18 protein-coding genes are annotated in these 18,810 nt (G+C 71.0%); 5 read left to right on the plus strand and 13 right to left on the minus strand.

Translation table 11 applies throughout. The features are described from left to right. Positions 1-10 precede the first annotated feature (10 nt). From OV079_RS37200 to OV079_RS37215, 4 genes are read right to left on the minus strand one after another with little or no spacing between them, the layout of a single operon-like run. The gene (locus tag OV079_RS37200; RefSeq protein ID WP_338089123.1) at positions 11-565 is read right to left on the minus strand and encodes a CHAT domain-containing protein; all 555 of its coding nucleotides are present in this window, start codon (positions 563-565) and stop codon (positions 11-13) included. Continuing rightward, a complete protein-coding gene (locus tag OV079_RS37205; protein WP_267774341.1) occupies positions 466-2,946 on the minus strand; it encodes a zf-HC2 domain-containing protein in 2,481 nt (826 codons plus the stop codon). The genes OV079_RS37200 and OV079_RS37205 overlap by 100 nt, the downstream gene beginning before the upstream one ends. Beyond that, the gene (locus tag OV079_RS37210; RefSeq protein WP_267774343.1) at positions 2,943-3,494 is read right to left on the minus strand and encodes an RNA polymerase sigma factor; all 552 of its coding nucleotides are present in this window, start codon (positions 3,492-3,494) and stop codon (positions 2,943-2,945) included. Before OV079_RS37210 ends, OV079_RS37205 begins: the two co-directional genes overlap by 4 nt. A 40-nt stretch (positions 3,495-3,534) precedes the next feature. Further along, positions 3,535-4,179 carry a hypothetical protein gene (locus OV079_RS37215; RefSeq protein ID WP_267774344.1) on the minus strand — a complete coding sequence of 215 codons (645 nt, stop codon included), beginning with the start codon at positions 4,177-4,179 and terminating at the stop codon, positions 3,535-3,537. Between the two features lie 628 nt (positions 4,180-4,807). Between OV079_RS37215 and OV079_RS37220 the strand changes: the two genes are divergently transcribed. Then, the gene (locus OV079_RS37220) at positions 4,808-5,749 is read left to right on the plus strand and encodes an alpha/beta hydrolase (RefSeq protein WP_267774346.1); all 942 of its coding nucleotides are present in this window, start codon (positions 4,808-4,810) and stop codon (positions 5,747-5,749) included. Positions 5,750-5,931: 182 nt separating this feature from the next. Here the strand turns inward: OV079_RS37220 and OV079_RS37225 are convergent, their stop codons facing one another. The 8 genes from OV079_RS37225 to OV079_RS37260 form a co-directional block, all read right to left on the minus strand. Next, positions 5,932-6,636, minus strand: coding sequence for a response regulator (locus tag OV079_RS37225; RefSeq protein WP_267706518.1), 705 nt, complete (start codon positions 6,634-6,636; stop codon positions 5,932-5,934). 60 nt (positions 6,637-6,696) lie between these two features. Next, on the minus strand, positions 6,697-7,245 hold the full coding sequence (locus OV079_RS37230; RefSeq protein WP_267774348.1) for a hypothetical protein: 549 nt from the start codon (positions 7,243-7,245) through the stop codon (positions 6,697-6,699). 11 nt (positions 7,246-7,256) lie between these two features. Beyond that, positions 7,257-8,603 carry a hypothetical protein gene (locus OV079_RS37235; RefSeq protein ID WP_267774350.1) on the minus strand — a complete coding sequence of 449 codons (1,347 nt, stop codon included), beginning with the start codon at positions 8,601-8,603 and terminating at the stop codon, positions 7,257-7,259. A 116-nt stretch (positions 8,604-8,719) separates the two neighbouring features. Next, positions 8,720-11,758, minus strand: a complete 3,039-nt coding sequence (locus tag OV079_RS37240) for a TonB-dependent receptor (protein ID WP_267774352.1) — start codon at positions 11,756-11,758, stop codon at positions 8,720-8,722. A 253-nt stretch (positions 11,759-12,011) separates the two neighbouring features. After that, a complete protein-coding gene (locus OV079_RS37245) occupies positions 12,012-12,443 on the minus strand; it encodes an ExbD/TolR family protein (RefSeq protein WP_267774353.1) in 432 nt (143 codons plus the stop codon). Between the two features lie 2 nt (positions 12,444-12,445). Beyond that, entirely contained in the window at positions 12,446-12,895 is a 450-nt protein-coding gene (locus tag OV079_RS37250; protein WP_267774354.1) for an ExbD/TolR family protein, read from the minus strand. Further along, positions 12,870-13,553: a MotA/TolQ/ExbB proton channel family protein gene (locus tag OV079_RS37255; protein WP_267774355.1), complete on the minus strand. Its 684-nt coding sequence runs from the start codon at positions 13,551-13,553 to the stop codon at positions 12,870-12,872. Before OV079_RS37255 ends, OV079_RS37250 begins: the two co-directional genes overlap by 26 nt. 35 nt (positions 13,554-13,588) lie before the next feature. Further along, a complete protein-coding gene (locus OV079_RS37260) occupies positions 13,589-14,413 on the minus strand; it encodes an energy transducer TonB (protein ID WP_267774356.1) in 825 nt (274 codons plus the stop codon). 141 nt (positions 14,414-14,554) lie between these two features. Here OV079_RS37260 and OV079_RS37265 point away from each other — a divergent pair, with 141 nt between their 5' ends. The 4 genes from OV079_RS37265 (at position 14,555) to OV079_RS37280 (ending at position 18,108) form a co-directional block, all read left to right on the plus strand. Further along, entirely contained in the window at positions 14,555-15,289 is a 735-nt protein-coding gene (locus tag OV079_RS37265) for an ABC transporter ATP-binding protein (RefSeq protein ID WP_267774358.1), read from the plus strand. A 50-nt stretch (positions 15,290-15,339) separates the two neighbouring features. Beyond that, positions 15,340-16,068, plus strand: coding sequence for an ATP-binding cassette domain-containing protein (locus tag OV079_RS37270; protein WP_267774360.1), 729 nt, complete (start codon positions 15,340-15,342; stop codon positions 16,066-16,068). A 15-nt stretch (positions 16,069-16,083) separates the two neighbouring features. After that, a complete protein-coding gene (locus OV079_RS37275; RefSeq protein ID WP_267774362.1) occupies positions 16,084-16,461 on the plus strand; it encodes a hypothetical protein in 378 nt (125 codons plus the stop codon). A 63-nt stretch (positions 16,462-16,524) separates the two neighbouring features. Beyond that, positions 16,525-18,108, plus strand: coding sequence for a hypothetical protein (locus OV079_RS37280; protein ID WP_267774364.1), 1,584 nt, complete (start codon positions 16,525-16,527; stop codon positions 18,106-18,108). A gap of 71 nt (positions 18,109-18,179) precedes the next feature. Here the strand turns inward: OV079_RS37280 and OV079_RS37285 are convergent, their stop codons facing one another. Then, positions 18,180-18,740, minus strand: coding sequence for a DTW domain-containing protein (locus OV079_RS37285; protein WP_267774365.1), 561 nt, complete (start codon positions 18,738-18,740; stop codon positions 18,180-18,182). Positions 18,741-18,810: the final 70 nt, after the last annotated feature.

Below are 18,810 nucleotides of genomic sequence, written 5' to 3' on the forward strand. Positions count from 1 at the left end.
CACGGTAGCACTACTCGAACACGAGCACGTGGGCGGCCCAGTCGGCGCCGCCGCGGAGGAGCCGCTCGTCACGCACCGCGACGGCCGGCGACGCGCCTCGGCGGATCCGCGCGCGCACTGCGTCGAAGAACGGGCCGGCCTCGCGGTCCTCGACCGGCGCCGGCGAGGCGATGACGACCCGCGCGCCGGCCTCGAGGAAGGCGCTCGGCAGGCTCCACGCCTCGTGCAGGTACGGCGCGACCTGACCGGCGTGGCAGGCCCCGAGGATCACGACCGGACGGGCCGGCAGGGCGACGCCGCGGATCTGCCCGGCCGTCAGGGTGTGGCGGCCGTCGGCCTCGGGTGTCAGCGCCAGGAACGAAGCGTCCGAGACCGCGAGGTCGACCAGGCCGTGGACGTGGAACTCGATCTCCCCCGCCGCCGGCAAGGCCTGCAGCACCCGCGTCGGCGTCGCCTCGGGGCCGCTCAGCAGCCGCGTGGTGGCGTCGCTCGCACCTGTCCACGGGGACAGGCGCGGCAGGCCGAGCGCGGGCGGGGTGGATGCATCGGCGACGACCAGTCGAATGTCCGATGGGACATGTCCTTTGAAACTGTCCCGAGGGACTGGTGGCCGACGCGGTACGACCACGCGATCTCCGGCGGCAGCAGGCCCGGGCGGCCGGAGAGCGGCGGGCGGGCGAACACCGCGACCTCGGGGCAGGCGCGCACCGCCGCGATCGCGTCGGCGGGCACCAGCGACTCGTCGGCGGCGACAGGCGCGGTGCGGGTGACGAGGCCACCGAGCGCGGGGCCGGCCTGTCCGAGCGCGACGCTGTAGCTGCGCTCGTGATCGACGGCGAGGCCGAGCGCGCAGGAGGTCGGCGCCGGCGCACCGACCTCCTCGGCGAGCAGGCCGAGCGCTGCCGCGTGATCGCCCCGGGCCGCCGCGTCGAGCACGAGCGAGGCGTAGCTGAACGACATCGCCTTGAGCGCGTGCGGGTCACTGCGCGGCAGCTCGCGGGCAGCAGCGATCGCCTCGCGCAGCAGGGCGCGGCCGACCTCGGGCTCGCCGGCGATGCGCGCCCGGCCCTCGATGTGAGCCGCGAGCGCGGCCTCGCCGGGGCTCAGGCCGGCGGCCCGCAGCGCCGGCAGCCCGGCAAGCACCGCGTCGAGGTCGCCTCGGTCGCCGCTCATCCGCGCCAGGTCGGCCTCGACGAACAGCCGCGGCAGCGACGGCGGCAGCTCGCAGTCGGACGCGGCCTGAAGCTCGCGCCGCGCCCCCGCGACGTCGAGCGCGACGATCGAGAGGCCGGCGAGCACATCCCGCGCGTGGCGCTCGGCCCGGCAGCGAGCCGCGGGTGCGTCAGGCAGGCGCAGCAGGGTCTCGCCGGTGATCGCCCGCGCCAGGCCGAAGGCACCACGCAGGCGGGCCACCTCGGCGCGCAGCTGCAGGAAGGTCGTCTCGGCGCCCCAGTGTCGATCCTGGAGCACTCGCAAGGCGCCGGCGTCGAGCGGCGCCGCGGCCTCGGTGAGGCGGTGCATCAGCGCCAGCAGCTCGGCGTGGGCCAGCTCGAGCCGCGCGCAGCGGTAGCCGAGGCCAGGCCCGCACAGCGCCCGCGCTGCGGTCAGCGTCGCCTCGGCCGCCGCGTACTCGCCGGCGTCGACCTGCGCGGCGGCCCGCTCCTGGGCGGCGAGCATCCGCAGCCACGGGTCGCCTGTACTTTCGGCCAGCTTGGTAAAGCGCTCGAGATCGGCGCGCGCGCGGCCGGCGTGGACCAGGGCGCCGAGAGCGATGTCGTTCTGCCCGGCGGCCCGCGCCCGCGCGGCCAGGTCGGCCCCGTCGCCGCCGCGCCCGAGCGCGAGCTCGGCGTACGCCGCGGCCAGCGGGCCGCGCCGGGCGAACGGGGCCTTCGCTGTCTTTTGCAGCATGTCCCCAAGGACATGTCCTCCGGCGAGGCGATCGAGCCGCTCGGCCAGCGGCGCCAGCGCGAGCACCCGCGCCGGCGTGGGAGCGGCGCGCACCGCGTCGTAGAAGTAGAGGCGCACCAGCGACGGCGCGGCGGCGATCGTGGCCTCGGCGATCGGCTCGCCGCGCTCGACCAGCGCCGCCCCGGCCGCCTGCACGTCGGCGAACAGCTGCTCGCGCGCGGCCGGCGAACGCCGCAGCGCGGCGGCCTGGGCCCGCGCCTCGGCGCCCCACGCGGGGGTATCGACGGCCGCGAGCTGCTCGAGCGCGTCGGCGGCCAGGCGCGGCAGGCCCAGCTCGCGCAGCGCCAGGGCCCGGTTCCAGCGCGCCTGCAGGTGCTCGGGCGCGGCCGCCAGCGCGGCGTCGGCGAGCGCGAGCGCCGGCTCGGCCTGGCCCTGCATCAAGGCCAGCGCGGCGAGGTCGCTGTCGCGGTCGGGCGAGGGGCCGAGCCGCAGCAAGACGGCCTGGGCCTGGGCAAGCTCGCCGCGCAGCGCGTGCGCTGCCGCCAGGCCGCGCAGCTCGCCGGCCTGCTCGAGCCGCGAGAGCTCGCTCAGTGGGATCGGCTCGCCCGCGACCGCACCGCCGGCGCGCAGCACGGCGTAGTCGCGGTGGACATCGGCCGGCGCGAAGCTGAGGCGCGCCTCGACCCCGCGCGTCGGCGTCAGAGTGAGTGACCTAGCATCTGGCTCTTGCGACATGCCCTCGGGGACATGCCCGAGCTCGGGCCCGCCGCCCGGCCCGCGCAAGTACAGGGCGAGCGCGGCGGCGGCGGCGAGCAGCGGCACCGCGGCCCACCAGCCCCGCCGCTTGCGTGAGGTCAGCGAGATCACCGGAGCCGCCGGCGCGGCCTCGGGCCCGGTCGCGACCTGCAGCTGCATGAGCACGTGCAGCGCCTGCTGACAGCCCGCGCACTCGACGAGGTGGGCCTCGAACGCCGCGCGCGCGTCGCCCTCGAGCTCGCCGTCGAAGTAGCGGTCGATGTCGTCGCAACGGCGGGTCATGGGTGGCTCTCGTCGGCGGCGCGGGCCGGCAGCAGCAGGTCACGGAGCTTGCGGCGGGCCCTTGCGAGGCGAGTGCCGACGGTGGCCTTGGGGATCCCGAGGCGCGCGGCGATCTCTTGATACGGCACGCCCTCGAGGCTGTGAAGCTGGTAGACGCGGCGAAAGTCGGGCTCGAGCCGCTCGACCGCGGCGACGACGTCGTCGCGGGTCAGCGCCGCCCAGGCCGGCTCGGCCGCCGGCTCCGGCGCCGGCAAGGCGACCTCGTCGAGCGAGGCGTGCGTCGGCCCGCGCACCCGCGCGCGACAGCGGTCGAGGAAGAGGTGGTGCAGCATCGTGCACAGCCACGCGCGCAGGTTGGTCCCCGGCTGGAACTGCGCGCGTCGCTGCAGCGCCCGCTCGAAGGTGTCCTGCAGCAGGTCGCCGGCGTCGGCCGGGTTGCGACACAGCCGCAAGGCGAGGTCGCGCAGCGCGTGCTCGTGCTCCCGCAGGGCGCGATGGAAGTCCGCCGCGGCGTCGATCGGCGGATCGATGACTGGCGGCGGGACCATGGATGGCGACGGCGGACGATGCCACGCGACAGATCGACGGTCAACCGCGGCCGAGCTTGCCCTGGATCAGCTGACCGGCCACGCCGGCGATGTTGCCGGTGTCGAGGATCCTCCGCACCAGCTCGTCGGGAAATCCGGGCGGGCCGGGCGGCACCGGCGGGCGCAAGATGATCACCGCGCCGCTGCCCGCGAGGCCCATGATCGTCTGCGGCAGGCCCTCCTGGTACTTGCCGTCGAGCGGCGTCATGTGGCCGATCGTGGCGAAGTGCTTGTGGATGTCGCCGTCGCGGATCGCCGCGATCCGCTGGTCCTTGAGGTCGACGAGGAAGGCGACGAAGCGGTTCGGATCTTGCCCATGGTCGGTGACGACGACGACGGAGCTCTCGAGGTACGGCCAGTTCGGCCCGCCCTGCCAGTGTTCGAACTTCTCCAGCGGCAACACCTCGGGCAGCTTCATCGACTCGGCGGAATAACTGCCCGACTTGAACGCGAACTTGGGCGCCTGCGTGACCTTGGGCAGCTTGCTGGTGTCGATCTGCTCGGACTGCGGCGGGAACTGAGGATCTGCGGGACCTGGGGAAACTTGCCGGTGTCGACCTGCTCCGGTCGCAGAACCTTGGGGTTCAAGATCGGCACCTGACCCTTCGGGTTCGCCGGCTCGATCGGCGCGAGGACGGCCGACCACCAGGCGGCGATGATGACGAGTGCTAGGTTCATGGCTCCGATCCTCCTGCGCACGACTCGGCGCGCTCGGCCGCCCGCGCGGCGGCCCACTCTACCAACCTCGAGTTTTTGCAAACGCGGCCGCGACCGCGCGTGCTCGCGTTCACATGCGCGGCCTCGCGACCGCAGGTGCGTCGACTCGACGACGACAGCGTCGACGCGACGAGAGACCTCGACGAGTGACTCGTCGCGCTCACGGCGAGGAGACCCTCGCGGGCTGCTCGCGCAACGCATCCTATCTCTTGAATTTCTGGCGAGAGAGATGGCCGCTCGTGTCGACGGCCGGGGGCGCTCCTCCTTGGCAATTCGGCGGGGTGTTCCCTCCGACAACGCCGGGCGGCCGCGATCTTCCCGGGCTCGCACAATCTTTTTACGGCCCGACGGCGCGCGCCTCCGCGCCGTTCGTCCATCGGTCGGCAGATGCCGGGTCGGGTGCCGCCGGGCGATCTATTCGCATGTCCATGAGGACATGCTTTAAAGGACATCATGAAGATCGGCCGTCGCGCGCGGGCGCGCCTCGACTTCGGTGGACCCTCGTGCGCGCATCCTTCAGACTCGTCGCGGTCGCTGCCGCGGCCGCACGGGAGTCCATGTCTTCACGTCACCTGGTCGATCCGCAGCTGGCCCCTTTATTAAATGCTTTGCCGTCGATCGAGCTGAGCCCGCAGGCGCTCACGCAGATCCGCGCGCTCATGCCGCCTGCGAGCGAGCCGTTGCCGGATCTGGCTGCATCGGAGCGGCTCGTCCCCGGGCCCGAGGGGGCACCGGACGTGCGCGTGGTCGTCTACGAGCCGCGGCGGCGACTGGGGCTCGGGCCGGCCTACTTGCACATGCACGGCGGCGGTTACGTGATGGGCTCGCCGCACATGGCCGCCGCGCGCAACCAGGCGCTGGCGAGCGCGCTCGGCTGCGTGGTGGTGTCGGTCGACTACCGCCTCGCGCCCGAGACTTCGTTCCCCGGCCCGGTCGAGGACTGCTACGCGGCGCTGAAGTGGCTGCACGAGCACGCCGAGGAGCTGGGCGTCGATCGCAAGCGGATCGCCATCGGGGGCGAGAGCGCCGGCGGCGGGCTGGCGGCCGCGCTGGGGCTGCTGGCGCGCGACCGCGGCGAGGTGCCGGTGGCGTTCCAGTTGCTCGTGTATCCGATGCTCGACGATCGCACCTGCGTCGAGGTCGAGCCGAACCCGCTCGTCGGCGAGTTCGTGTGGACGCGAGACAACAACCACTTCGGCTGGAAGGCCCTGCTCGGCGGCCAACCTGGCGGCGAGGACGTCTCGCCATACGCGGCGGCCGGTCGCGCCGCCGACCTCTCGAGGCTGCCGCCGACCTACATCGCAGTGGGCGCGCTCGACCTGTTCCTCGCCGAAGACGTCGCGTACGCGCAGCGGCTCCTGCGGGCGGGCGTGCCGACCGAGCTGCACGTGTACCCGGGCGCCTTCCACGGGTTCGACATGGTCACGCACGCCGAGGTGGCGCAGCGGTTCGAACGCGAGCTGCGCGACGCCCTCCGCCGCGGGCTCCGCCCGAGCTGAGCCGCGACGCGACTTCATGACGCGGACTCACTGCGCCGGTCTTCGCTCGCAGCCACGGCGTCAGTGGGTGAGCGCGTCGGCTCGGCTCGCGCCGAGTCACGTCCTCGCCGATCGACTCGACTTCCGCGGATGAACGCGTCGACCCGTCGACTTCGATCGCGCCGAACGGCGTCGCTCGTGCTTCAGTGCGTCGCTTCGCGCTCGGGCAGCAGGAAGCGGTAGCCGACGCCGCGGAGCGTCTCGATGTACTGCCCCGCGGCGCCGAGCTTCTTGCGCAGGCGCTGCACGTGGGTGTCGACCGTGCGGGTCGTGACGTCGACCTGCACGCCCCACACGTCGTTGAGCAGCGTGTCGCGGGTCTGCACGCGGCCGCGGCGGGCCAGCAGCGTCGCCAGCAGGCGGAACTCGAGCGCGGTCAGGGTCACGCGGCTGTTCTGCACCCACACCTGGTGGCCGTCGTGGTCGACGCGCAGGAGCTCGTAGTGCTGCTCCTCCGTCGCGTGGTCGTCGGCGGTGCGGCGGCGCAGGATCGCCTTCACCCGCAGCAGCAGCTCGCGCACGCTGAACGGCTTCGTCACGTAGTCGTCGGCCCCGAGCTCGAAGCCGACCACCCGATCGATCTCCTCGCTGCGCGCGGTGATCATGATGACCGGCGTGCCACGTGTCCGTTCGGTCATCCGGATGTTGCGACAGACCTCGGTGCCGGCCATGTCGGGCAGCATCCAGTCGAGCAGGACCAGGTCCGGCGGCGGGCTCTGGCCCATGAGCGACAGGGCGGAGCTGCCGTTCTGGGCGGTGAGGGCGCAGAAGCCCTCGCGCTCGAGGCTGAAGCGCAGCGAGTCGAGCAGGTCGCGCTCATCGTCGACGATGAGGATCGTGGCGGGCATGGTTTCTTCCTAACAGGTGCGCTGCGGGGCGGCCCCACAGGCTCGCGACAACGTCGTGACTCAGTCGTGATCGCGGAAGCCGAGGAGCTTGAAGGTCTGCGTGGATTCGTGCTCGACGAGCGAGGCGAGGATCTGCAGGCGGCGCTCGGCGCCGTCCTCGCCGCGGACGACGAGGTGCGGGCGCTCGTGGAACACGATGCCGGCCCGGCGGACGGTCTGGCGTGGTTCGAAGCGGACGAACTCGAGCGCGGCGCCGCCGTGGTGGTCGAGCGCGCGCTGGAGGTCGTCGGCGCTCTGGCGGGCGTGCATGTCCCACAGCAGCTCGCGGCCCATCGCCTCGGCGGCCGGGTGGTTGGCGATCGCGGGGAACAGGCGGCCGGTGTACTCGTCGTGGCTCACCGTCAGCGCGGCGAGGGCCGCGGCGTCGCCGTCGACGAGGCCGGCCACCACCGCCTCGCCGAGCGCCTCGACGCTGGGCAGACCGCCCGCGAGCGGCTCGTCGCCGACGTGCGGCTCTGCGGGCGCGGTCGGGCTCGCGTCGCCGACGGGCGGCGCCTCACATGCCCCGAAGGACAGGCAGAGCGCGAGCGTGGCGGCGACGCGGAGCACGGCGATCCTGACTAGTTCGCGGCCCAGGTGGTCCAGTCGAGGGTCCAGTCGGCCTCGACGCTGCCCACGGCGCCGATGTAGTCGGCGGCGTCGAAGCCGGCCGGGGCCGCACCGGCGCCGCGGACCGGCGAGCCGTCCGCCGGGGCGAAGTTCGGCGCGGTGAAGTCGAGGCCGGTGAGCTGCGGGTCGCTGTCGATCAGGTTGTTGTTGGCCGGATCCTCGATGAACGCCTTGAGGTCGAACGTCGAGCCCTCGCCGACCACGTACGGGGTCGCGCCGTCGTCGACCGCCGAGTTGTTGAAGAACAGGTTGTTCTTGAACACGATCCCGCCGGCGGTGGCGACGGTCTCGGTCGCGCCCTCGGTCAGCTCGATCGCGGCGTTGTGGAAGCCGGTGAAGATCGCGTTGTAGAACTCGGCCGCGACGCCCTCCTTGAGGCGGACGCCGGCGCTCTGGGTCTCGATCTCGCCGCCCGCGGCGGTGCCGATCGCGGTGACGTTGACGAACTTCGGCTTGGTGCGCGGCTCGGCGTCGAGGTTGTCGGCCTGGTTCGACAGCTCGAACCCGTAGTTGCCGGCGGCCGGGTCCTGGATGATCGCGACGTGCTGCAGCGAGCCCGTGTAGCCCTGGTCGCAGTCGACCGAGTCGTCCTGGGCGCCGGAGACGACGATGTGCTTGCCGCTCCAGGTGCCGCCGAACATCTCGATGCCGTCGTCCTTGCCCATGTGGACCTGCAGGTAGTCCACCTTGGTGCCGGAGCCGCACGAGTAGAAGGTGACGCCGTTGAGCTCGTTGTCCTTCGTCAGCTCGAAGCCGACGTACTCGACGCGGACCCACTTGAGCGAGCCGCACGAGTAGGCGTCCTCGCCGCCGCCGTAGGCGTAGTCGGGGTTGCCGGCGTCGAGGCCCTCGGCGATGCCGGAGCCGGTCTGGAGGTTGTTCTTGGCGTCGCCGAGGAGGACGATGCCGCCCCAGTCACCGCGCGCGCGGCTGCCCTCGGCCAGGGCCGAGGTGAACACGATCGGCTGCTCCTTGGTGCCCTCGGCGATCAGCTGCGAGCCCTTGGAGATGACGAGCGCCGAGCCGTTGAGGCCCTTGATCGTGACGCCGGGGTCGACCGTGAGCTTGGCGCCGTTCTTGACGGTGACGACGCCGCTGAGGGTGTGACCGCAGGTCCACGTGGTGTCGGACTCGATGGTGCCCTCGATCTCGCTGTCGCACTCCTCCTCGCCGGAGGCGGTGTCGTTGGTGTCGGCGGTGTCCGAGGTCTGCATGCCGTCGTCGCCGCAGCCCTGGGCGAACACCAGCGGCAGCGCCACGGCGGCCGCGAACATCGGGAGAATCTTCTTGGTCGTCATCACGGGGAGAGCCTTCGTCGGAGTCGGAGAGGTCGCGGCGGTATCCTTAAAGAAGCCCGTGACGCCGGTCCCACGGGTCGGTGACGCGAACGCGACATTATCGCGCCCTTTCACCGTCACATGCTGTAGCTGAGGCCGAGGATGAAGGAGACGCCCTTGCGGGTCTGATAGAACACGCTGTCCAGCGGGCCCTGCACGTAGGTCTGACGCCAGTTGAGCATGTTGAGCGCCATGAAGCTGAGGCTCAGGCCCTTGTGCACCCGCTGCGACATCGCGAAGTCGAGGGTGTGGATCGGCTTCTCGTAGACGTCGGGCAGGCGGTTGGCGCCGACGAACGCGATCCGGCGGCCGAAGGTGTTGTAGAGCAGGCGCACGTTGGTGCCCGACTTGTCGTTGTCGTAGGCGAAGTAGGCGTTGACCACGAACGGCGACTGGCCCTCGAGCGGACGACTGGTCGAGGTGAGGGCGTTGAGCGGGTCGCCGGGCACGGGCGCGGGGATCTCGACGCGCGAGTGGACGTAGGCGAAGTTGGCCCCGATCGAGAAGTCGCGGGCGTCGCGGTGGATGAACGACAGGTTCTTGCGCAGCTCGAGCTCGACGCCGACGTTCTGCGCCAGGGTCGCGTTGCGGAAGGTCTGAACGCGCGGGAAGGTGGCGATGACGCGCTCGATCGGGCTGTCGAAGTACTTGTAGAAGACGCTGGCGGCGATGACCTCGTTGGCGCTCGGGAACCACTCCCACCGCAGGTCGGCGTTCCAGATCTTGGTGCTCTTGAGGTCCGGGTTGCCCTGCACGCCGAAGCCGCCGGCGAAGTCGACGAACAGGAACTTCGACAGCTCGCGCATCTCCGGGCGGGCGACCGTCTCGGCGCCGGCGAGGCGGATGTTCATGTCGCTGCGCGGCGAGAAGATCAGGCTGCCCGAGGGCAGGACCTGGCGGTCGCGCAGCGCGGCGCGGTAGGCCGGGTCGGCGTTCGGGCTGTACGGGCTGTACGGCGAGACGTTGATGTTGCTGGCCTCGAAGCGGGCGCCGCCGACGAGCCGGAACCACCGCGTGAACGGCAGGTCGAGCATGGCGTAGCCGGCGTAGATCTGCTGCGAGCCCTTGTAGCCGTCCTGGCCGCCGGGGCGGGTGATCTCGCTTATCACGAACGGCTCGCTGCCGCCCTGGTTCATCGGCACGCCGCCGCCGATGGTGTCCTTGGTGAAGATGTTGCCGGAGCCCGAGGGCAGCGCGCCGGTCCAGCCGCGCGGCTCGAGGTCGAGGGTGCGAGCGTCGAACTGCCGCTGCCGCGCCTCGACCCACCCGCCGGCCTTGACGCGGGCGTCGAGGCCGCGCCACTGCTTGAACGGCATGGTCAGGTTGAGCGCGCCGGTGCCGGTGTTGTCGCGCAGCTTGAAGAACTGGAACTTGCCGGCCTCGTTCGGCGCGACCTGGTAGTCGCCGCCGATGTTGTTGAAGAACATCTCGCGCAGCAACGGGTCGTCCTGGCGCGCCTGGGCGTAGCTGCCGAACCAGTCGAGCGTCAGGCCCTTGGCGCCGTCGAAGGTGTGACGACCGCCCAGGCGGGTGAACACCACCGAGCGCATGATGTAGCGCAGGCGGGTGTTGAGGCTGGTGGTGTTCTCGGTGGCGCTGGTGTTGCGCGCGTTGCCGGTGAGCGCGCGCGACTCGTTGTCGGCGTCGCGGGTGTAGACGGCGGTGAGCTCGAGCCGGTGGTTCTTGTCGAAGTTCCACTTGATGAGCGCGAGCGCCGAGCCCTGGACGTTCTGGGTCGTCTTGACGCCGTCCCAGCGCACGGTGGGCTGGTCGGTGTCGAGGGTGTAGCCGCTGTTCTGGTCGCCGGTGACGCTGTAGATCCGGTGGGTCTCGCGCAGCGTCTGGTGGACGTTCGAGTACTGCAGCGCGGTGAGGAAGCCGAGCCGCGTGCCCCACGGCTTGAAGGTGTTGCCGAGCTGCACGCCGGCGCCGAAGTTCGGCATCGCGGTCTTGGTGCCGATCGCGGTCTGCGTCGACGGCAGGCCCTCGCCGAACCGCTCGAGCTGCTCGGCCGAGTAGACCGGCTTGCCGCCCTCGATCTCGGTCGGGCGGATCGGCCGCGCGGTGTCGAAGCTGTCCGAAAGGCCACGTCCGAGGTTGCCGAAGGTGGCGTTGTCGCCGGCGAAGTGGTTGCCGGTGTTGGCGTCGCGGAAGGTGGTGGCAGTGTTGGCGCCGACGCGGGCGTCGACCGCGAAGTACAGCTTGTCGGGGGTCTCGCGCGTCTCGAGCTGGACCGAGGCGCCGGCGAAGTCGGCCGGGACGTCGGGGGTGGCGGTCTTCTGGACGTTGATCGCCGACAGCGCGCCCGAGGGGATGATGTCGAGCGGGACGGTGCGCAGGTTGGGGTCGGGGCTCGGCAGGCGGGCGCCGTCGAGGAGGGTGTTGCCGTAGCGGTGGCCGAGGCCGCGGACGAAGATGAAGCGGTCGCCGACGACGGTGGTGCCGACGATCCGGCGCGCGACCGCGGAGGCCGAGCCGCCGCCCGACTTGCGGATGTCGTCGCGGCTCATGACGTCGCGCGCGCTCGCGGCCTTCTTGCGCTCGACCAGCTTGCCGGCGGCGCTCTCCTTGTTGATCTCGGCCTTGACCACCACGGTCTGGGTCATGCCGGCGATCGGCTTGAGCTCGCGGCTCAACGACTCGGTCCCGTCCTTGGCGACGGCGACGCCGCTGATCGTCATGCCCTCGTAGGCGTCGTAGGAGATCCGCACCTGGTAGGTGCCGGGCGGGACGGACAGCTCGTACTCGCCGTTGATGTCTGTCTTGGTCTTGTAGTCGGTGCCGACCACCGCGACGCCGACGCCGATGAGCGGCGAGCCGCTGGTGGCGTCGAGGACGCGGCCCTTGATCGTGCCGGCGTCGCCGGCGACCTTGACCTGCTTCTTCGGCGCCATCTCCTTCTTGAGCGCCTCGGCGTCGTTGGTCAGGTCCTCGACGCAGAAGCCGTCGTCCTCGGCGCAGCCGCCCTCCTCTTCCTCCTCGGCGGGCGGCGCCTTGGCGGGCTGCTCGGCCGGCTGCTCGGCGGGTTGCTCCGCCGGCTGTTCGAGGGGCTGCTCCTGGGCAGGTTGCTCGCCGTCCGCGGGCGGTTGCTGGCCCGGGGCGGGTTGCTCGATCACGGTGCCATCTTCGTCGAAGCCGGTCGGGCCCTCGTAATCACGGGGACCCTCGGCTCGAACGGTACGCGCACAGACTCCAGCGCCGACCGCTGCCAGTAGCGACAGCAGGGCCGGGCTCTTGCAATGTCGCAAGAACATGGCGATCCAGATCTCGATTGTTGATGCGGCCCGGTCGGCCGCGCGGGGGTTGTACTGGAAACGAAACAGCCGCCCAAGGGGGCGGCTGTGGTGTCACCAAGAAGTCACGGCGGCTTCACTCGGGCTTCGAGGTGAGGATGACGATCGGGAACGCCTGCGCGCCGCGGGCGAGGTCGACGGCGCCGAGCACCATGCCGTACTCGGTGTCGTCGGCGGCGTCGAGGTACAGGGAGTTGTCGGGGCGCGCGTTGAACATGCGCGTGAGCTTGTCGGTCAGCTCGGCGCGGTCGACCTCGATCTTGTTGATCGCGGTCTTGCCGTCGGCGGCGACGCTGAGCACGAGCGGCTTGTCAGGGTCGTTGGCCTGGTCGAGCTGCTCTTCCTTGTCGTCCTTGGGCGGCAGGCGGACCCAGAAGCTCTTGGCCATCACGGGCGCGAGGACCATGAAGATGATGAGCAGCACGAGGACGACGTCGACCAGCGGGGTGACGTTCATCTCGGGCTGGACCTTGGCCTTCTTGAAGCCGGTGTTGAGGCTGGCTCCCATGGTCAGTCCACCTCCCCGCCGCCGTCCCACTTGCGCTGGGCGCCGACGGCCAGCGAGACGCCGCCGAAGCCGAGGTCCTGCACGTCCTTGAAGAAGGTGCGGACGGCCTTGTACGGGACCTTGGCGTCGCCGCGCAGCAAGACCTTGCGCTTGGGGCTCTTGGCGTACACGCCCTTCAGCACGGCGATCGCCTGCTCGCGGGCCATGTCCTGCTCCTCGAGCGTGTAGACCTCGTTGCGGTCGATCGTGACGACGAGCGGCTCTTCCTTGCTGTCGGCGTCCTTGTCCGGGAACATGACGTTGATGAGCTCGATCGGCTTGTCATCCTGCATGTTCGGGATGATGAGCATGAAGATGATCAGCAGCACGAGGACGACGTCGACCAGCGGGGTGACGTTGATGCTGGGCTTCGGCCCTTTACCGGGTTTACCGGTCTCGACCGCCATGCCCATGGGCGCCCTCCAGGTAGTCGATGAGCTCGCCGGCGGCGTGCTGCATCTGCATGTCGAGGCGGTCGAAGCGGCCCGACAGGTAGTTGAAGAACAGCACCGAGGTGATGGCGACGATGAGGCCGACCGCGGTGACGATCAGCGCCTCGGCGATGCCGGCGGAGACCGCCGCGATGCCACCACCGCCCGCAGAGGCGATGCCCTGGAAGGCGACGATGATGCCGATGACGGTGCCGAACAGGCCGATGAACGGGGCGGTCGAGCCGATCGAGGCCAGCATGCCCATGCCGCGCCGACCCTCGGCGCTGTAGAGCTCGAGCTTGCGCGCGAGCTCGCGGCGGGTCAGCTCGGCGGCCGCCGACGGGCCGCCGTCCTTGTGCTCGTTGGCCTGGAAGGTCTGCACGCCGATCGCGCTCAGGCGCGCGAGCGGGTTGCGGGTGAAGCGGCGCGCCAGCTCGAGCACGCCGGCGATGTCGCCGTCGGCGAACTGCGAGCGCGACTTGCTGGCGAACTCCATCGACTCACGGTCGGTGCGGCGCAAGACCCAGGTGCGCTCGATGATGACCGCGAAGCTGGCCACACCCATGCCCAGCAGCGAGATCGCCACCAGGCGGGAGAGGAGGCTCATGCTTTCCCAGATCTCGAACAGTGACAGCTCCATGACTCAAGTCCTCTCAGTGTTGCTGCGCGCGCGCGTCATCCGCCGCCGGTGAGCTTGAAGGGGAAGTTGACGATGATCCAAACCGAGATCGGCTCGCCGTCGAGCTTGGACGGGGTGTACTTCCACCCCTTGACGACGCCGATGACGGCGGCTTTGAACAGCTTCTCGGCGCCCGTCTTCTCTTCGTCGCCGGAGGCCGTGTTGGTGGCTCGCAAGATCTTGGCGCCCTTGACGGTGCCGTCGCGGTGGACGTGCAGCTTGAGCACGACCTCGCCCTCGATGCCGGCGTCGCGCAGCTCGCCGGGGTAGTCGGGCATCTTGTTGCCCGGGTCCGGAGCCGGCACGCTGGCCCGCTCGGGCCGATCGACCGGCTTGGTCGGATCGATCGGCTCCTCGACCTTCTTCGGCGGGTCGGGCTTCTTCGGCGGCGGGTCCGGCTTCTTCGGCGGCGGCGGCTTGTCGGCCTTCTTCGGCTGACCGTTGCCCTGGCCAGGCTCGCCTCCGCCGAAGTTCTTGTCGCTGCTCGGAGCGGCCTGCTCCGGCGGCGGACCCTCGGGGATCACCTTCGGCGGCTCGAGCTTGGGCTTGGGCTTGGGCTTGGCCTGCGGCTGGGGCTTCGGCACGTCGGGCGGCGGAGGCGGAGGCGGCTCTTCTTCCACCTCGGGCTCGGGCTGCTCGTCGACGGCGAAATCCTTGATCTCGGGCTCGAGGACGACGGCGACCTCGGGCTCTTTGAGGCGGTCACGCCAAGCCCAGGTGCCGATCACCAACATATGGCCGAACAGGGCCAGGACGATCGCCCGCTTGTTCCGGCGTACGAACACCTGATCGCGGGTCGCGGGGTCGAAGCCGTGGAACATCGGGACGCGAGGGTTTATGACGAACAGCCTTTGCAGCCCGATGTCGCGAATGTTCCATCTCTGTGACATCGCCCTGGGGCGTGACTTGTATTCTCACGCGTTTCTTGGCTGTCACATGCGACAGCCGTTACGCTGGTCGTGATGCGGGTCGACGACCTCGGCTGCACGATCGCCGGACGAACGCTGCTCGAAGCGGTGTCCTTCTCGATCGGCGAGGGCGAGGCGCTGGCCATCCTCGGGCCGTCGGGGGCCGGCAAGAGCCTGGTGCTGCGCTGTCTCCTGGGGCTGGCGCCAGAGCAGGCGAAGGTCACCGGGACGCTGCTCCGGGACGAGCGCCGGGTGCCGCTGGCCGACCGACGCGCGCTCGCGGGACTGCGCGGCCGCGGGCTCGCGCTGGTGCCCCAGGCCGCGGCCGCGAGCCTCGACCCGATGCGCACCGTCGGCGCTCAGCTGCGCGAGGTCTGTGCGCTGCACGCGACGGACAGCCGTCCGCGCGAACGCCTCGCGGAGGTCGGTCTGTCACAGGAGTTTGCCCTGCGCTATCCACACGAGTTGAGCGGCGGGCAAGCGCAGCGCGTGGCCCTCGCGCTCGCGCTCGCGTGTCGACCGGCGGTGCTGCTGGCGGACGAGCCGATGGCCTCGCTCGACTGCGTGAGCCAGGCGGAGCTCGTCGAGCTGCTGGTGACGCGCTGCGCGGCCGAGCGAGTCGCGCTGGTGCTGGTGTCGCACGACCTGGCGCGGGTGGTCCGCTGCTGCCCGCGGGCGATCGTGCTGGACCGCGGACGTGTGGTGGCCAGCGGGGCGCTGACGGAGCTGCTGGCGACGCCGCCCGAGCCGATCACCGCGGCGATGGTGGCGGCGGCGCGCCGAGGTTGATTTATGGGCATGTCGCAAGCGCCAGGTCTTTCAGGGCATGTTTTAAAGACATGCTCTTGGGGCGCGGGTTGACGGTCGGGGTGCGGCTCTGTGGGGTCGACCTCGAGCTCGAGCGGGGCGCGGGGCTGGGGGTGATCGGTCGCTCGGGTTCGGGGAAGTCGACCCTGGCGCGCGCGCTGGTCGGGCTCGAGCCGGAGCTCGCGGGGTCGTTGCGGATGAACGGGCGCGAGCTGATCGGGGCGCCGCGATCGGCGTGGGCGGAGCTGCGGGCGCGGGTGCAGCTCGTGTGGCAGGACGCGGCGACGGCGATGGATCCGCACCTGACCGTGCGGCACAGCATCGCGGAGGCGCGGCTGCTGGCGGGGCGCGACCGGTTCACGCGCGACGACCCGCGGCTGGCGGCGCTGCTGGAGCGCGTGGCGCTGGATCCCGTGCTGCTGGATCGGCTGCCCGGAGCGCTGAGCGGCGGGCAGCGGCAGCGGGCCGCGATCGCGCGGGCGCTGGCCGCGGAGCCGGAGCTGCTGATCGTCGACGAGGTCACGAGCGCGCTCGACCGGCCGGTCGCCTGGACGATCGTCGACCTGCTGCGCTCGCTGCGAGCGGCGGGGATCGGGCTGATGATGATCAGCCACGACCTGTCCTTTCTGCCAGGCACGGTGGATCGGGTGCTGGTGCTCGCGGACGGCCGCCCGGTCGAGGCGGGGCCGGTGGCGACGGTGCTGGCCGAGCCGCGGCACGCGGCCACCCGGGCGCTCGTCGACGCGGCGCCGCGGCTCTGATAAGAGGATCGCAGGATGGGGACCGAGCCCGTCGTCTACGTATTCCACCACGCCGCGCCGATCCCCGTCGGCCACCGGGTGGAGCTGCAGTTCTTCGAGCGCGACACGGGCTTCTTCAGCGTGGAGTACAGCGAGCAGCTCGACATGCCGCTGATCCGCGACCTCGACACGGGAATCGAGTACGCGCCGGAGTGGTTGTTCAAGCGCGAGGCCCGGGACCACCTGGGGCCGAGCTCGCCGCGCGTGCTCGAGATGTCACCGTCGGTCCGGCCGACGCGCGCGCTGACCGGGACCGTGGTCGCTTGCCGCGTGGTCACGGGGCTGGTGGCGGCCGACTGGACGGTGTTCACGTACCTGACGCTGCACGAAGACGAGACGCGCATCTATCGTTGACGTCGGCTGCGCGGCGCGAAAACCATGAGCGCGGGGCACGGGGCCGCGCTATATCTGGGGGCGATGATGATGCGGTGTATCGGAGTGACGACGGGGTGTATCGGCGCGATCGTGCTGGGCATGGCGTGTGGGCCCGATCCGATCGCGCAGGAAGAGCTCGAAGAGGTATGCGGCGAGAAGGGGCCGTTCCGCGTCCTCGAGATCGATCCGGACCAACAGCTGTCGCGCTCGACGCTGCGCATCGGCGACCGGCGGGTCTTCGTGGTCGACCGCGCCACGGATGACGGGGCGGGGCCGTTCCCGGACGTGATCGATTCGGAGATCTGGTCGACGGGGCTGTGCGGTGAATCGCCGATGCAGCTGGCCGACGATCTCGATCAGGTCTTCACGATCGATCGATGGCCGGACGTCCTGTTGGGGTGCAAGATGGCGACCGGCGAGATCTTCGAGATCGATCCGGCCGGCGAGCGCGCGCCGCACCTCGTGTTCAAGGGCGACGTGGAGAGGTACGGCTGCGCGCTGCGCTGGACGGACCACGGGCTCGTCAGCGTCGTCCGCGGCGACGAAGACTTCGGCGCGCTGATGCTCAGCCCGTACCCGGACGATCCGCGGACGCAAACCTCGGAGCCGGTGACCTTGCTCGACCCGGTGCGGATCACCTCGACCGGGCGCGGCGGCTCGAACATCATCGCCAACTCGATCCGCGCGTTCACCGACTCGGTGCTGGCGATCGACGCCGAGGACGCGCTGGTCCGCGTCGACCTGGCCGACCGCTCGGCGACGACGCTGCAGACGGGCGTGCGAGAGATCGAGGCGTCGCGCGACGGCAACTATGTAATGTGGCAGGACATGACGGTGACCCGCGAGGGTGAGCGCGCGCTCGAGGGCAAGGTCTTCCTGCGCGAGCTACCCGACGGGCAGGACGAGCTCCTGGGCGAGACGGCGCTGCAATACACCGCGCTCGCGCTCGGCTACACGCAGGCGGGCATGGTGCAGCTCGAGTTCGAATCGTCGTCGCAGAAGAAGCTGTTCTTCTTGCCGGGGCTGCAGTCGATGGAGGTGCCGAGAGACCTGTTCTTCAACGGGAGGCTGGAGGACGGGCGCTGGCTCGGCGGGTCGATGTTCGAGAACTTCTTCGAGCTGTTCGACCTGCAGGCGGGGACGAAGAAGCGGCTGTTCGAGCGGCCGGCCGATCTGGCGTGGTTCGAGGCAGACGGGCTCGTGTTGTTCGAGACGACGAAGCAGTGCTGCGTGGACGGCGACATGCGCGACGAGGGGCCGCTGTGGCGCGTGTCGTTCGACGGCGAGGCCGAGCAGATCGCGCCGCGCGGGAGCCGGCTGACGCGACCGCTGCCCGACGGGCGGAGCGTGGGGCCGGTGGACGTCGGCGAGGACTGGCTCGGGATGCTGGTGGTGAACGACGCGTCGAGCGGGGAGGAACGGCGCGTCGACGACCACGTGGCTGGCCTCTCGCTCGCAACGAACTGGTTCGAAGACGAGGGGCTCATCACGTACTCGGTGTCCGACGGCGAACGCTCGGGGGTGTACCTGGCCCGGCTGCCGCAGCAGGCGCGCAGCGGGGTGGTGAAGCGGGCGGTCGGCGACGACTTCGTGCGCAGGCCCGACGGAGAGCTGCGAGCACGGTGATGCTGGCGGTCAGTCCTCGTCGTCGTCGTGGCCGGGCGGGAGGGAGCCGCGCTGGGCGTGCATGCGGGCGGTCAGCTCGAGGAAGAAAGCCTCCATCGGGCGGGCGACGTCGGGGCCGTGGAGGACCTCGACGAGGCGGGTGGCGGCCTCGAAGGTGCAGACGGCCTCGGGGCGCGGGGCGTGGCGGATGCCCCAGCGCGAGGGGCCACCTGGCGGAAGGGACACTTTGAAAAATCGGCGATGTGGGCGGCGCGCCGGGCCATGCGCGAGCACTGGTGCCAGGTGCCGTCGAGGATGACGACGCAGCGCCGGCGGCCCGGGGCGGTCTGCAGCAGCTCGGGGCCGGCGACCTGGGCGTCCTCGGAAGGAAAGAGGACCACGTAGTCGAGGTCGGGCTCGGTGAGCGGGCCGGTCTCCATGGCCACGTCCTGGGCGCCGTAGTGGAGGATCGGCGCGCGCAGGACGGCCGCCGCGGCGCGGCCGGTGCTGGTCGGTTTGTGGCGCTCGCGGTTGTGCTGCACGAGGACGAAGCGGGTCGGCAGGTCGAGCACCGGCAGCTCGGCGCACAGGCACCGCTCGAGGTGGAGGCCGCAGACGGGGCAGCGCGGGCGTGAGCTCTTACGCGAGGACATGGGGCGAGGTCAGGTCGGGTTCGAGGGTCGGGGTGCTGCGGTCGCGGAGGCGAGACCAGGCTGATCGAGC

The sequence above is a fragment of the Nannocystis pusilla genome (genome assembly GCF_026626665.1).
Lineage (GTDB): Bacteria > Myxococcota_A > Polyangia > Nannocystales > Nannocystaceae > Nannocystis > Nannocystis pusilla.